We start from the raw sequence: 12879 nt of genomic DNA, 5'->3' as shown, positions 1-12879 counted from the left end.
AAGTCGGATCAGGGTGCGTCGAGAACGGAGCCGATCGTCGGTATACGGACTCCTGTCAGTGGGTTTCTGCGAACCCGCAACCCGTCTTGCGGCCCACCGGGACAGCGGGGCAGCAGATCGTATCAGTCGGCGGAGTGACTGGACGCGGCCTGTTCGGGTTCTGTCGGCGTCCCAACGACCGATCGGCGTGCTTGCTGGCTCATCGAACGGACGAACCGGACGACGTTCGCGGGGCCGTCGTGTGGGCCGGGCGAGCGATAGGAGACGATCAGCGACCACATCGTCGCGACGCCGAGCGATCCCAGCGCCGAGAACGACATGCCCATCGTCGCGTACGTTCCCGCGTAGATCGCCCCGATCGTCATCGACGGCACGCTCGAGCCGAGGGGCACGTTCGCCGTCGCGTCGCGAACCGTCGGCGCGAGAAAGGCGATCGAAAGGACGCTGCCGGCCAGAAAGACGAGGTCTTGCCACATCATATCCGTCCCTAACTCAGTAATGAGTAAATACTTCTCGGTATCAAACGGCGAGAGAAGTGTTGGCCGAGTCATATATGATGATCGAACAGAGACGCGGAGTATGAACGTTTTAGCGGGCCCCGAGACGTGCCAGAACGTTCTCTCGGAGATTCGGACGGCGGTCATCGGCGAGCAGCACCTCTTCGAGACGATCCTCACGGCGGTCGTTGGACAGGGCCACGTCCTCCTCGAGGACGTTCCCGGGACCGGCAAGACTGACGGCATAGACTCTCGCGACGGCGCTGGATCTGGAGTTCTCCCGGATCCAGTTTACGCCCGACTTGCTGCCGGCCGAGATTACGTCGCCCCCGAGGACGTCCACGCGATCGTTCACCCGGTGCTCGACCACCGCATCGTGCTGACGACGGAAGCAGACGTCCGCGACGTCGATCCTCGCACGATCGTCGACGGTGCGCTGAACAGCGTCCCGGTTCCCTCGATGGACAGCTAGACGGTCGCACCTCCTCGAAAACGGCGCAAAGCAGGCGTTCGACACTGTTCGATCCGAGGGAACGATCATCACGTCGGCTCGACGGCCCAGTGGACGGTGACACGCTGGCGGCCGACCGCCGACCGTCGATCGTCGATCGTCCGAATCAGTACTCGAGCGGCCAGCGCTCTCCCTCGATATCGTCGAGTTCGGCGGCGACGCCATCAGCGAGACGATACTCGGTTCCGTCCCGGACGACGGTTCCTTCGCGCTCTAGATGTTCCAGGTGGGCGTAGGACTCGCCGGGGCCGTGGAGGATGTGGATGTCCTCGAGATCCCCGAACAGGTCAGCGCTGACGGTCCAGGTGTCACAGGGGCCGAGCCGATCCAGCGCGTCGAGCACCCGCCAGGAGCGCTCTTCGTGGTGGTCGATGATGTACTGGGCGCGAGCGGCGGGGTCGTCGATCGGTTCGCGGTGGCCCGGCCACGCGCGGTCGTACTCGGCATCGACGATCCCCTGCAGGGCACGGAGGTACTTCTCGAGCGGGCGGTCGACGCGAACATCGGCACCCCCGACGTTGGGCGTGTAGACTGGCAACAGCGCGTCCCCGGAGAAGACCTGCCGTTCGCCATCCATCTCGGCCTCGAACATACAGAGGCCGGCCGCGTGGCCGGAGGTGTGAACGACCTCGAGGTCGGTGCCGTTGACGGTGAACGTCTCGCCGTCCTCGAAGGACGTCACGGTCGGTGTCTCGACAGTCGTCTCGGCGTCGGTCATCAGGTCGATGAGCACCGCCCGTTCGTCTTCGGGCATTCCCCATTCTTCGAAATAGCGCTGCTGACGGTCGTACATCTCGTTCCAGGCGTCCTCGTCGTCTGCGACGAGTGCAGCGTCGGCGGCGTGGACGTACACTTCGGCGCCGCTTTCGGCCTGGATCTCGCCGGCCAGCCCGCAGTGGTCGTGGTGCCAGTGCGTGAGAAAGATCCGGTCGATGTCCGCCGGTGTGAGGTCGTGTTCAGAAAGTGCAGCCTCGAGTTGCCGGCGAGTCGCCGCCATCCAGTCGCCGGTATCGATCAGCGCCGTCTCCGAGCCATCCGCGAAGAGATACGCGTTGTTGTCACCTTCGAACGCCGCGTTCGACAGCGAGAGCCGTTCCATGACCATACATCACGCGCTATCCGAGAAAACGTTGTCTGATACGGACTCCTGTCAGTGGGTGCCGGCCGCGAGGGTCGGATCGACGACCGAGAGATCAGCCATGCCCGAGCGGGAAAGCGCGACGGTGCCGACGGCGACGGCGCCACCCGACAGCACCGTCCCGCCAACGTGGACGAGTTCCGCCCGCATCGTCGCCGCGTCGCGACCGAATTCCCGTCGAACCCCATCAGCGTACTCGCCGATGTCCCAGAGGACGAACGCCCCGGCCGCCGTCGTGATCGCCATTTCGAGCCGGCCGACGATCGTAAGCCCGATGGCCAGCACGAACACGGCCCCCGCAGCGAGGGCAGCCCCGATTCCCTGCCGGGGAAGCACTCGAACCATCCGTACCATTGATACGGTCCACAGCAGCGACGAGAGCACCTGCAATGTGCCGATCAGCACGATCGCGACCAGCACGAACGGTGGCACCGAGGCGAGCAACTCGAGGGCCGACGCCGGTGCCGGCCCCTCGAGGGCGGTCTGCAGTTCGGCCTCGAGCCCCGCACCGGCAAGTACCCGTGCGAGCACGAGCGCGACGAGCGCGCCGCCGGCGATCGGCGCGATCAGTTGAGCGAGTACCACGGCCGGTCCGCGGCCGGCAGCGCGACGGGACTGCTCGAGCCACCGCCAGTTCCGCCGGGAGTAGCTGGCAGCGACGACGCCGTTTCATCGGCCATCTCGTCGTCTGTCTATCGCTCGGGGACGTCATCGAAAACTCCACTCGCCGGCGACTCCGACGCGAGCGGTGGCAAGGCGCTTGCTGCAAGCACAAGTCCGCGATCGCACACACGAGCGCACTGACTGCAAGAAACCGTCGTCCGATCCGTGGTCCACTCCCCATCGATTACTGTACAGCAAACAGAATCGATATTTACGTCTTGTTGCCATCAACCGGGACCCGACCGAGACGTCACGGCCGTGCCGACCGGGAACAAATCGACCGCGTCGACTGTCCACTCGGGACCTAGGAACCCCAGAAGTTTTCGCGGCTCCCGAGTCGCTCGCGGTGAGGGCTGCCGTCATCGTTATCGTCGTCTTCGTCGACCGGTTCGGTGGACACATCGTCCGCTGACACGTCATCGTTTTCGGCGTCCTCGTCGGACTCCATCGGCAGGAGCTCGAGTTCCTCCGCGCGGGCGTGATTGCTGTGGACTCGCGTGATCTCGACGCGTGCGCGAGCTTCGGGCAGGACGCCGTCGACCATCACGATGAACCCGTCCTCGGTTCGGCCGACGCCGGCACCGCTTTCGTGCATGTCGACGACGTCGATGACGACCTCCTCGCCTGCCTTGACCGGCTGAGTTTTGAGATCCTCGATCGGCTGGTTGTAGTGGTTACACCACTCCTTGCCACCCCGGTCGCCGTAGTGTTGGCACCCCATGCCCGAGATCCGTTCGGAGAACTCCGGGCAGTCGTCGGCGAGTGGACAGTCTGCCATGCACAGTACTACCAGCGGCGGTGTTAAACCGTTTCCGTCTTCGAGACGGATACCGATGCCGAACGAAACGCTGGAAGCGAACATCAGAAGAGTCGAAAGCAGATCTAACCATGAACGAATAATTATTGAAAGATGGTAGCTGAACCGGGGGTGAACCACTTCCGATTTCGAAAAGGTTTACGGGGTGGGCGTTGCACTATCCCATGATGAAAATTCTCGTTACGGTCAAAGAGGTGGCGACCGTCGAAGACGAGTTCGAAATCGAGGGAACCGAAATCGCGGACCAGTACCTCGGTGCCGATCTCAACGAGTGGGACGACTACGCGGTCGAAGAAGCCGTCCAGCTCCAGGAAGACGGGATCGCTGACGAGGTCGTGGCGGTCACCATCGGGCCGGAAGACTGTGAACAGACCATCCGGCAAGCGCTCGCGAAGGGAGCCGACCGCGCCGTCCGCGTCTGGGACGACGCCCTCGAGGACGTCGACTTACTCGACGTCAACGCCAAGACGGAGATCCTGAGCGCCGTCGTCGACGCCGAGGATCCCGACCTCGTGCTGACCGGCGTCCAGGCCGGCGACGACAGCTTCGCCGCGACCGGCGTCTCGATGGCCGAACAACTCGGCTACCAGTGGGGCGCTGTCGTCAACCACCTCGAGCACGATCTCGAGGACGGCGTCGCCTCGGTTCGCCGTGAACTCGAGGGTGGCGTCGAAGAGCTGACCGACATCGAACTGCCGGCCGTACTGACGATCCAGACGGGGATCAACGAGCCCCGGTATGCGAGTCTGCGGGGCATTCGCCAGGCCCAGCGCAAGGAACTCGACGTCCAGACCCTCGCCGACATCGGCGTCGACGAGAGCACGATCGAAACCGAACTCGAACTCACCGACATGTACGAGCCCGAAAGCGAAAGCGACGCGACCGTCTGGGAGGGCAGCGCCGAGGAGACGGCCACAGAGCTCGGTGAGCTGCTCCGCGACAAGGGGGTGGCACAATGACGGCCGTCCTCGCAATCGCGGACCACCGGCGTGGCGACCTGCGTGACGTCAGCTACGAACTCGTCAACGCCGGTCGCGAACTCGCCGACGAAACCGGCGGCGACCTCCACCTCGCGGTCATCAGCGGCACCGTCGACGACTTCGCGGACAAACTCAACCGCGAGGGCGTCGACGCCATCCACACCGTCGACCACGGCGAGGAGTTCAATCACGACGTCTACACGCAGGCGATCACCCAGCTCTACGACGAACTCGCTCCGCAGTACGTCCTGACGCCCAACAGCGTCAACGGGCTCGACTACGCGCCCGCCGTCGCGAACGAACTCGATCTGCCGATCGTCACCGACACCATCGACCTCGAGACCGACGGCGAGACCCTGACTGCTACTCGCGAGATGTACGGCGGCAAGGTCGAAACCACCACCGAACTCGAGGGGGCTGCGGTCGTGACGATCCGCGGTGCCGAGTGGCCCGCCGCCGAGGGGACCGGCGACGCCACGATCGAGGCTTTCGACGTCGACATCGACGAGGACGCGGTCGGCTCGACCGTCAACGGCTTCGAAGAGGTCGGCGGCGGCGACGTCGACATCGGTGAGGCGGACTTGCTGGTCTCGATCGGCCGCGGCATCGAAGAAGAGGAGAACCTCGAGATGATCCGTGAACTGGCCGATGCTTTGGACGCGACGCTGTCCTCATCGCGCCCGATCGTCGACAACGGCTGGCTGCCCAAGAACCGTCAGGTCGGCCAGTCCGGAAAGGTCGTCACGCCCGACGTCTACATCGCGATCGGCATCTCCGGCGCTGTCCAACACGTCGCCGGCATGAAAGGCTCCGATACGATCGTCGCCATCAACACCGACCCCAACGCGCCGATCATGGACATCGCCGACTACGCGATCGTCGACGACCTCTTCGACGTCGTCCCCGAACTCATCGACGAGTTCCAGTAATCACACCGCGAGTGAGCGGCCTTTCCCGTATACGAAGTGAACGGGAACTCGGAAGCGCTGCACTCTTCCGGTGTTTTTGACGGTATCTTTTGCGGGAGTCACTACTCATGCAAAAATTTCGTTTCGGATCCGTCAGCTACTTTTCTACCCACTCCTAAGCGCGGTTGATGGAACTGCTGGAGCGCCGACGGGCACTGATCGAAAAGCGCCTCGTCGAGGTGGTCGAAGGGGTCGAGCCCGAGACGCTCTCCAACGAAGTTCGCCATATCGCGCTCTCCGGGGGGAAACGTGTCAGGCCGATGGTGACGCTGTTGGCTTGCGAAACAGTGGGTGGACGGGCAGAGGATGCCGTCGAGTTCGGGGTCGGTATCGAGCTCGTCCACACGGCGTCGCTGGTCATCGACGACATCATCGATCGCTCCGAGTTGCGACGCGGGACGACCAGCGCCTGGGCCGAGTTCGGTCACGGCCCGGCGATCATCACCAGCGACGGCCTGCTGGGTGAGGCGTTCGCGCTCTTTTCACCCGATCCGGACGCGACGCGTGTCGTCGCCGAGGCAATGGTCGAACTCGGCGTCGGCGAGGCGACCGAACTGGCGGCCGAACCGGCCAACGAAGACGAGTACATGACACTCGCACGCCGGAAGACCGGGGCGCTGTTCCGTGCCGCCGCAGAACTCGGCGCGATCGCCGCCGACTCCGATCCCGTCACCGTCGAGGCGCTCGGCGAGTACGCCGAACGGGTCGGCGTCGCCTTCCAGATCAGAGACGACGTCTTAGACGCCGTCGCCGATCCCGAGGCGCTCGGCAAACCGACCGGCCACGACGCGGCCCTGGAGCGGCCATCGGTCGTCCAGGTGACCGATCTCACACCGGACGAGGCAAACGCCGCCGCCCGCCGGGAAGCCGACCGAGCGATCGACGCCCTGGATCGGGTCGAGACGGCCGACCCCGAGGCCCGGGAGTATCTGCTCGAGCTCGCGGAGTTCGTCGTCCAGCGCGAACGGTAACGCCGAGCGCTCACGGCGGGGGCTCATACAGCCTGCTGTCCCGGCGCACTCGCAGATAGATCGCGGATGCGCTGGCACCCACTGACAGGAGTCCGTCTCAGGCTCGGTCGGCCTGTCGCGTTCCCTCCTCCCGATCCGAGTCGGAGAACCGCGATTCCGCGACGGCGAACGTCAGCGTACTCACGATCCCGAGTAGCGTCCCCGCAGTCAGTGCTGTCGCGAGATAGGTAATACCGACGTTCCCGAGGAAGAACGCGCTCACCGCGTGGAGGACGACCGCGATCGAGAGGACGTAGAAGGGTGCGTTGAGATAGCGCCACTCGAGCGAGCCGGCGATGTACTCGTCGGTGATCTGGCCGAGACTGGTCGTCAACCCTGCCGCGGCGAACCAGTGGATCGAGCCGTAGACGAGCGCAGCGAGCATGACGGGTGCCTCGAGGTCGCTGCCGGACGGCGATCGGACGGCCTCGAGGCTGTCGAGTCCGCTGACGCCGCCGAGAGCGAACAGCACGGCGGCGACGACGTAGGCAAACAGGGTCGTCCGGCCGGCGTACAGTGAGCGACGGGCACGTTCGACGGCTGTGTCGAGTCGGTCGCCGAGGCCGAGGCCACGCGAGATGAGATAGAGGCCGAGCAGCGTCGATGTCGTTCCGAGGACGAAGCCGGGCAAGTTCAGGACGGTGCCGACGAGCGCAAGCGGGTAGATCAACAGGAGAATGCCAAGCGGAATGAGCAGTGTCCCGCGTGTCTCGGGGTCGTCTAACACCTGTTTGATCGTGTAGTACATCGACTCTAAATTCTGGGCCTGCCGGACGACGACCCGGCGGACGCCGTCGATGGGAACCCGCGAGCGGATGATCGGGATAACGGATTCGTCCTGTGCACCGTCGGTGATCACGAGTGCGGTGACGTCCTCACCAGTCGAGAGACTCGCGAGGACGGTATCGACCTCGTCGCCGACCTCGCGGTTGGCGCTGACGTCGCCCTGATCGTTGCCGGTGACGACCGCGACCTCGACGCTCTCGTCGCGCTCGTCGAGATCGTCGTAGATGTGCAATCCCTGGAAGATGACGTTGACGTCCGAGTCCTCCGGATCCGCAGTCGCGAGGGCGACGGCTGCCTCCTCGACCGGCTCGCGGCCGATAACCGGCGTCGAGAAGCCGGTCTTGCGGCCGAGATCGTCGTCGAGGTCGACACAGAGGACCAGCAGCATCGGGTTACGGTTGCACGCCGCGCTATTTCCGTCTTCTGGGACAGTCTATCCCATCACCTGTCCGATAGGGTATCGGACCGTGAGACAGTCGAACGGGCCGTTCGAGCAGTCCGACCCACGTGACGGATCAACGAGGCGCAGCGACGCCGTGATCCGCACTTCTTTTGAGGCTCGGACGGCTACGTTCTGTCGAATGATCTCGAAGGGCTGTGAGCAGTGCGCGAAAGGTGGGAAGATGGTGCTGTTCGTCTACGGCTACTGCGACCAGCGCGACTGCTTTTACTGCCCGCTCGGCGAGAACCGCAAGAACGTCACCGACGTCTACGCCAACGAACGGCTCGTCGAGAGCGACGAAGACGTTCTCACCGAAGCCCACCGCATGGACGCGCTCGGCACGTCGATTACCGGTGGTGAACCCCAGGAAGCCTTAGGTCGGACCTGTCACTATCTCGAATTGCTCAAAGACGAGTTCGGCGAGGACCACCACACCCACCTCTACACCGGGATTACGGGCGGCCGCGAGAACATGCGCCGCCTTTCCGAAGCAGGCTTAGACGAGATTCGCTTCCACCCACCCTACGAACAGTGGGGTGACCTCCACGGCACGGAGTGGGAGGATATCCTCTACATCGCCCGCGAAGAAGGCCTCACACCTGCCTTCGAGATCCCGGGTATCCGCGCCGAGGAGGAATTCCTCGAGTTCCTCGATGAGGGCGCAGCGGAGTTCTGTAACGTCAACGAGTTCGAGATGTCCCAGGGCAACTACCGCCGAATGCAGGACCAGGGATTCGAACTCAAAGAGGATCACATGAGCGCAGTTGATGGCTCCCGTGAGGACATTCTCGAGGCGATGGGGGACCACGAGCGGGTCTACTTCTGTACCTCCGTGTTCAAGGACGCGGCCCAGCACCGCCGTCGACTCAAGCGCATGGCCCGCAACGTCCGCCGCGAGTTCGACGATGTCACCGACGACGGCACGCTCGTCTACGGCAAGACGTACGCCAACCCCGAACGCTTCGAGGCGCTCGGCGTCCCCGAGGAGTTCTACACCGTCAAGACGAACCACGTCGAGGTCGCCTGGTGGCTCCTCGAGGAGATGATCGAAGAAGGCGACCTCGAGGACGGCGAGATCGTCGAGCAGTATCCGACCTACGATGGGCAAGTGGTCGAGCGGACGCCGTTAGCGTAGGTACCACGACCAGTTTTTGGTGCAGATTTTTGTGCGAGGGTGAGTCGAACGAACCCGAGCGGAAAAAGGTGCATGTGGCAGGTCGTCGAGCGGACACCTCTAGCGTAAGTACTGCGAACGAACGGCGAGAGCGAGCGGCTTTTTAGAGCGTTTCGTGCGAGGGTGAGCACCGCGAACCCGAGCGGAAACGGGTCTACGTGGCAAGTCGTCGAGTGGGTGCCGCTGGTCTGACGGCGAGCGAACGAAGTGGGAACTGTCCCGTATCCGACGGAATTCCGACCTTTTGCACAGTATAACGATCGTCCCATGCCGGACAACATCGCGAAAACAGTCGTTCCAGCGGGTATCCGTTCCGCCCGTCGTCAACCGAGTGGCGACCGTTTATCGAGACTGTAGTAATGGCGACTGTCTCGGAAGACGGAACTACGATGCAATTCCGAAACGCCGCAGTTGTCGTGGTTGCACTGCTCGTGGCTCTCTCCGGGTGTAGTGCCCTCGGTGGCTCTCAAGCGGGTGAGCCGACAAACGAGACCGACACGGAATCGGTGACTGAGACGGGCGCAACCGAACCCGACGATCAAGTGAACGGAACCAGAGAAGACACGAGCACGGATAGCAGCGACGACACCGCAGATGCAGCGTGGTATCCGCCCGAAGAACCGAATCGGCCACTGGAAGACAAACGCGAGGACCGTATCGAATCCGTCGAATTCGTCGACAAAGAGCCCGCGGAGAGCGGTGACGGGTACTCAAACTTTAACCTCGAGGTCGTCGCCAACACCAGCATGGAGAACGTCGATCCGCCGGAACACGGTGACGTGGAGGGCGAGCCGTACTTCTTCGTCAAGATCAACGAAGGTGAGGGCAACCGGAAGATTATCGAACGGACGGACGAGGTCAAGATGGACGAAAACGGGACGTTCCACATCGACGTTCGACCGGCCGGTATCGAAGAATTTGGCGCCGGCTCGCTGACCGTCGAGGTCTTCCTGATGGACGAGGACAAAGACTGGGACGATATCTACGGTGCGGTGAGCACTGATATTCAGTACAACCCGGACACAGATGCTGACGACTCGAGTTCGACCGCACCCGACTCGGACTCGACCGAGGACTAGAACGATAGTAGCCACTGACAGTCAGTGTGTGAAGCGTTTCAGTTGTTACTATAGGCATCGACTCCGGATCGACTGTGACGAGCCAGGCCGATCAGTCGAGATCGGTCAGGTCGACGCCCGGCAACGTAATGAGGTTCTCGCGTCCGATGCGGAGTTTCTCGATCTCGTCATCGTCGTCCATCTTCGACAGGAGCTGTGACACCTTCGCGTTCGACCAGCCAGTCTCCGAGACGATAGACGCCTGTTTCATCCGACCGCCGTTCTGTTTGAGCAGGCGAAGCACGCGCTCCTCGTCACTCAACAGTTCGGGGTCGATGTCGTGGAGGTCGGACTCCTCGAACTCGAGGTGAGTTCCAGACTCGTTGGTGTATGGTTCGGGCGACTCAGCGGCAGCGTTCGCGAGCTCGCCGTCCTCAGCGGTCCCGGTGGAACCGGAATCATCAACGGGGCTCTCACGGCGGCCCAACCGTTCTGTTAACTCGAGAGATCGGAGATGTTCGAGCGTCAACAGCCGATCGACCGAGATCGAGTCGTCGGCGTCCTCGGTTCGCCGTGTGACGAGATAGGCTCCACCACCAACAAGGATGACAAGTCCGAGAGCCGAGGCGATAAGCCAGCCCGTACCTGAGCTGGGCGGTAAGCCAGAGCCTGCGCCCTTGATGATTGTGATCTCGAGGCTGTCCGTGTCGAACTGATGGGGACCGTTCCAGACGAGCGCGCCGTCCACGGTGCTCGTCGGTGCCTCGACGAAGCCATAGTTGTCAGGTGGTTCGATAATAAGTCGCTGACCGGAATCCAGCGTCCGGAACAGGCCGGCCGTCCGGAGGGTGTCACCAGCGTGAATCCGATCGCCGTCGACTGTCGCGAAATTCGTCCAGGTAAACGAATAGGACATAATCCCGACCCGGACGGTCTCGGCATCCGCTGATCGTTCACCCTCGTTTTCGATTCGTTCGATTCGGGGGTCATCCCAGCCTGCGTTCTCGATCGTCATGTCACGACCGGTCGACTCGGCCGCGAGATCTACGTGTGGTTGGAATAGCTGGCGGTTGTACGGTTCGGTTCGCTGTCCCGAACTGACCTCGTTGGCGTAGTCCTCGAAGGTTTCAGCCTCGGCTTCGGTTGTCACGAGAAATCGGCTTTCAACCGTCCATTTCGCGTTTCCGTCGTCCGTGATCCGAATCCGAATCACCTGCCAGGTATCGGGACGATCCAATGGTTCAGCAGTTGATTGTGATGAGATCGACGGGGCAGGGTGAGATCGTTCAAAAGCAGGGGTAGAAAACGACGCTGCGGGGGACCGCTCGACGGTCGTCGACGTGGGACTCGACGATGTGGCGGCCACTGCCCCTAAACTGGACGTAACGAGGAGGGCTGTGAGGGCGACTGCGGCGGCAGTGGAAATCCGCATACGTATCAACGGGTGGTTTCCCGGGGGAAAAAACACTTTCCATTGAAAAATAAAACGTTAGGAACGGTACTGAAGGGTATAAGATATAGTTAGCCGGTCTGAAGACAGTATTTCACGTCCGTAACGATAGACGACCTGTTTTTATATCAGGAGCCCAAACGGTGGCGCGATGAACAAGGTGACTTCTACCTTCCTTGTCGTCCTCCTCATCCTTTCGGTGCCCTCGGTAACCGTTACCGCGGCGGCGCCTGCCCCCGAAGACGGATCTCATGCCTCCGTCCAGCGAAACCCCTCCTTGCAAACGGACGTCACGAACACAACGAACCGCCTCGAACTTGACGACGACGTCAGAAGCGAGCATACGAACTCCGCCACCGGTCTCGGAACGACGCTCGCAAGCGCTGACGACGAACTACGGGTTGATCACGGCCAGTACGTACTCGTCGACGACGAGTTCGCCGAGGCGAGCGCCGAGGAACGAGCAGCGATGCTCGAGACGGCATACGAACGGCTCACACGACAAGCAGACGAACTCGAAGAGCGCGAACGAACCGCCGTAAGAGAGCACGCTGCCGGTGAGCGTTCGTCAGCCGCGTTGCTTCAGACGCTGTTACGGAACCAGAACGAAGCGGTGGCCCTGTCCCAACAGATCAGTGTGATCGACGATCGAGCCGAACGGGTCCCGGATTACTCGCTTTCGGCGAGTCAGATACGCGCCGAAGACAAAGCCCTCGAGTCGCATCAGACGGTGCTGCGGTCGAACCTCGAACGTAACCTGCCAGCTGAGAACGACCCACACAAGGTCCTCATTTCGACCACACAGAACGGATACAGCATCTCGATGATCGACGGAAATCAATATCTCGTTGAGCGGAGCCGGTTCGATAACCGTGCCGAGTCGGGATCCGATCGGTTCGAAAACGGAGAAGCGTACGATCATATCGACGAGCTCTATCCGTGGGCGAGCGAGTTCGGGCCCCACTTCCAGGACAACAGTCCTGACTACTACTGGGCAGAGATCGCCCACGATCAGGGTCGACTCGAGTTTTATTTCGATAGCGAGACAGGTGACGTCTATCGCGAGATACAGGAGCTATCTGTACCCACGCTCCCCACGGTGGATAACCAGACGTGGTCCCGAGACGAACTCGAGATGACGATCACGAAAACGCCAGCGAACGGACCTCTCGAGGTAGAAGTGACGGATTCGGAAACCGGAGATCCTGTGCAGGCGACGATCACTGTCGATGGCGTCGAACTCGGCATGACCGACGAGGACGGGCATCTATGGATCGTTCAGCCCCAGAATGATTACCGGTTGAAAGCAGAGACAACAACTGAAAGTGTCAATGCGACGATCACGGGCGGCACCTGATATCGGAGTGTAACGAAGGGAACTCCCC

General features: G+C 62.3%; 13 protein-coding genes and 1 pseudogene. 8 read left to right on the top strand and 6 right to left on the bottom strand.

Features of this window, described 5'->3' with window-relative positions:
- Positions 1 to 122: 122 nt before the first annotated feature.
- Positions 123 to 479 (bottom strand): hypothetical protein, encoded by a 357-nt coding sequence (locus tag ACFR99_RS06865; RefSeq protein ID WP_390285668.1) that lies wholly within the window; start codon positions 477 to 479, stop codon positions 123 to 125.
- Positions 480 to 579: 100 nt separating this feature from the next.
- Here ACFR99_RS06865 and ACFR99_RS06860 point away from each other — a divergent pair.
- Both ACFR99_RS06860 and ACFR99_RS06855 read left to right on the top strand, forming a co-directional pair.
- Positions 580 to 820 (top strand): annotated as a pseudogene (locus ACFR99_RS06860) (AAA family ATPase); the annotation flags it as partial.
- A 35-nt stretch (positions 821 to 855) separates the two neighbouring features.
- Complete coding sequence (locus ACFR99_RS06855) at positions 856 to 969, top strand: hypothetical protein (protein ID WP_390285667.1); 114 nt, start codon at positions 856 to 858, stop codon at positions 967 to 969.
- A gap of 145 nt (positions 970 to 1114) precedes the next feature.
- Here the strand turns inward: ACFR99_RS06855 and ACFR99_RS06850 are convergent, their stop codons facing one another.
- From ACFR99_RS06850 to ACFR99_RS06840, 3 genes are all read right to left on the bottom strand, one after another.
- Positions 1115 to 2107 carry an MBL fold metallo-hydrolase gene (locus ACFR99_RS06850; protein ID WP_390285665.1) on the bottom strand — a complete coding sequence of 331 codons (993 nt, stop codon included), beginning with the start codon at positions 2105 to 2107 and terminating at the stop codon, positions 1115 to 1117.
- A gap of 51 nt (positions 2108 to 2158) precedes the next feature.
- On the bottom strand, positions 2159 to 2731 hold the full coding sequence (locus ACFR99_RS06845; RefSeq protein ID WP_390285663.1) for a DUF7519 family protein: 573 nt from the start codon (positions 2729 to 2731) through the stop codon (positions 2159 to 2161).
- 382 nt (positions 2732 to 3113) lie between these two features.
- Positions 3114 to 3587, bottom strand: a complete 474-nt coding sequence (locus ACFR99_RS06840) for a TRAM domain-containing protein (protein WP_390285661.1) — start codon at positions 3585 to 3587, stop codon at positions 3114 to 3116.
- Between the two features lie 206 nt (positions 3588 to 3793).
- Between ACFR99_RS06840 and ACFR99_RS06835 the strand changes: the two genes are divergently transcribed.
- The 3 genes from ACFR99_RS06835 to ACFR99_RS06825 all read left to right on the top strand — a co-directional run bounded on the left by ACFR99_RS06835 (position 3794) and on the right by ACFR99_RS06825 (position 6545).
- Positions 3794 to 4585: an electron transfer flavoprotein subunit beta/FixA family protein gene (locus tag ACFR99_RS06835; RefSeq protein WP_390285659.1), complete on the top strand. Its 792-nt coding sequence runs from the start codon at positions 3794 to 3796 to the stop codon at positions 4583 to 4585.
- The gene (locus ACFR99_RS06830) at positions 4582 to 5535 is read left to right on the top strand and encodes an electron transfer flavoprotein subunit alpha/FixB family protein (protein WP_390285657.1); all 954 of its coding nucleotides are present in this window, start codon (positions 4582 to 4584) and stop codon (positions 5533 to 5535) included. Before ACFR99_RS06835 ends, ACFR99_RS06830 begins: the two co-directional genes overlap by 4 nt.
- A gap of 167 nt (positions 5536 to 5702) precedes the next feature.
- Positions 5703 to 6545: a polyprenyl synthetase family protein gene (locus tag ACFR99_RS06825; protein ID WP_390285655.1), complete on the top strand. Its 843-nt coding sequence runs from the start codon at positions 5703 to 5705 to the stop codon at positions 6543 to 6545.
- A gap of 97 nt (positions 6546 to 6642) precedes the next feature.
- Here ACFR99_RS06825 and ACFR99_RS06820 read toward each other — a convergent pair whose 3' ends face one another.
- A complete protein-coding gene (locus ACFR99_RS06820; RefSeq protein WP_390285653.1) occupies positions 6643 to 7758 on the bottom strand; it encodes a DUF373 family protein in 1116 nt (371 codons plus the stop codon).
- Positions 7759 to 7951: 193 nt separating this feature from the next.
- Between ACFR99_RS06820 and ACFR99_RS06815 the strand changes: the two genes are divergently transcribed.
- A complete protein-coding gene (locus ACFR99_RS06815; protein ID WP_390285651.1) occupies positions 7952 to 8947 on the top strand; it encodes a radical SAM protein in 996 nt (331 codons plus the stop codon).
- Between the two features lie 428 nt (positions 8948 to 9375).
- A complete protein-coding gene (locus tag ACFR99_RS06810) occupies positions 9376 to 10065 on the top strand; it encodes a hypothetical protein (RefSeq protein WP_390285650.1) in 690 nt (229 codons plus the stop codon).
- Between the two features lie 91 nt (positions 10066 to 10156).
- Here the strand turns inward: ACFR99_RS06810 and ACFR99_RS06805 are convergent, their stop codons facing one another.
- A complete protein-coding gene (locus ACFR99_RS06805; protein WP_417398434.1) occupies positions 10157 to 11476 on the bottom strand; it encodes a helix-turn-helix transcriptional regulator in 1320 nt (439 codons plus the stop codon).
- 169 nt (positions 11477 to 11645) lie between these two features.
- Between ACFR99_RS06805 and ACFR99_RS06800 the strand changes: the two genes are divergently transcribed.
- On the top strand, positions 11646 to 12851 hold the full coding sequence (locus tag ACFR99_RS06800) for a DUF7096 domain-containing protein (RefSeq protein WP_390285646.1): 1206 nt from the start codon (positions 11646 to 11648) through the stop codon (positions 12849 to 12851).
- Positions 12852 to 12879: the final 28 nt, after the last annotated feature.

It is taken from the genome of Haloarchaeobius amylolyticus, assembly GCF_042678045.1.
Lineage (GTDB): Archaea > Halobacteriota > Halobacteria > Halobacteriales > Natrialbaceae > Natrinema > Natrinema amylolyticus_A.
This window is presented reverse-complemented; position numbering and strand designations above follow the sequence as displayed.

Excerpts from the sequence above, each read along its gene's own strand:
- ACFR99_RS06865 (WP_390285668.1), bottom strand. The coding sequence starts at position 479 with ATGATGTGGCAAGACCTCGTCTTTCTGGCCGGCAGCGTCCTTTCGATC.
- ACFR99_RS06850 (WP_390285665.1), bottom strand. The coding sequence starts at position 2,107 with ATGGAACGGCTCTCGCTGTCGAACGCGGCGTTCGAAGGTGACAACAAC.
- ACFR99_RS06840 (WP_390285661.1), bottom strand. The coding sequence starts at position 3,587 with ATGGCAGACTGTCCACTCGCCGACGACTGCCCGGAGTTCTCCGAACGG.
- ACFR99_RS06835 (WP_390285659.1), top strand. The coding sequence starts at position 3,794 with ATGAAAATTCTCGTTACGGTCAAAGAGGTGGCGACCGTCGAAGACGAG.
- ACFR99_RS06830 (WP_390285657.1), top strand. The coding sequence starts at position 4,582 with ATGACGGCCGTCCTCGCAATCGCGGACCACCGGCGTGGCGACCTGCGT.
- ACFR99_RS06825 (WP_390285655.1), top strand. The coding sequence starts at position 5,703 with ATGGAACTGCTGGAGCGCCGACGGGCACTGATCGAAAAGCGCCTCGTC.
- ACFR99_RS06820 (WP_390285653.1), bottom strand. The coding sequence starts at position 7,758 with ATGCTGCTGGTCCTCTGTGTCGACCTCGACGACGATCTCGGCCGCAAG.
- ACFR99_RS06815 (WP_390285651.1), top strand. The coding sequence starts at position 7,952 with ATGATCTCGAAGGGCTGTGAGCAGTGCGCGAAAGGTGGGAAGATGGTG.
- ACFR99_RS06810 (WP_390285650.1), top strand. The coding sequence starts at position 9,376 with ATGCAATTCCGAAACGCCGCAGTTGTCGTGGTTGCACTGCTCGTGGCT.
- ACFR99_RS06805 (WP_417398434.1), bottom strand. The coding sequence starts at position 11,476 with ATGCGGATTTCCACTGCCGCCGCAGTCGCCCTCACAGCCCTCCTCGTT.
- ACFR99_RS06800 (WP_390285646.1), top strand. The coding sequence starts at position 11,646 with ATGAACAAGGTGACTTCTACCTTCCTTGTCGTCCTCCTCATCCTTTCG.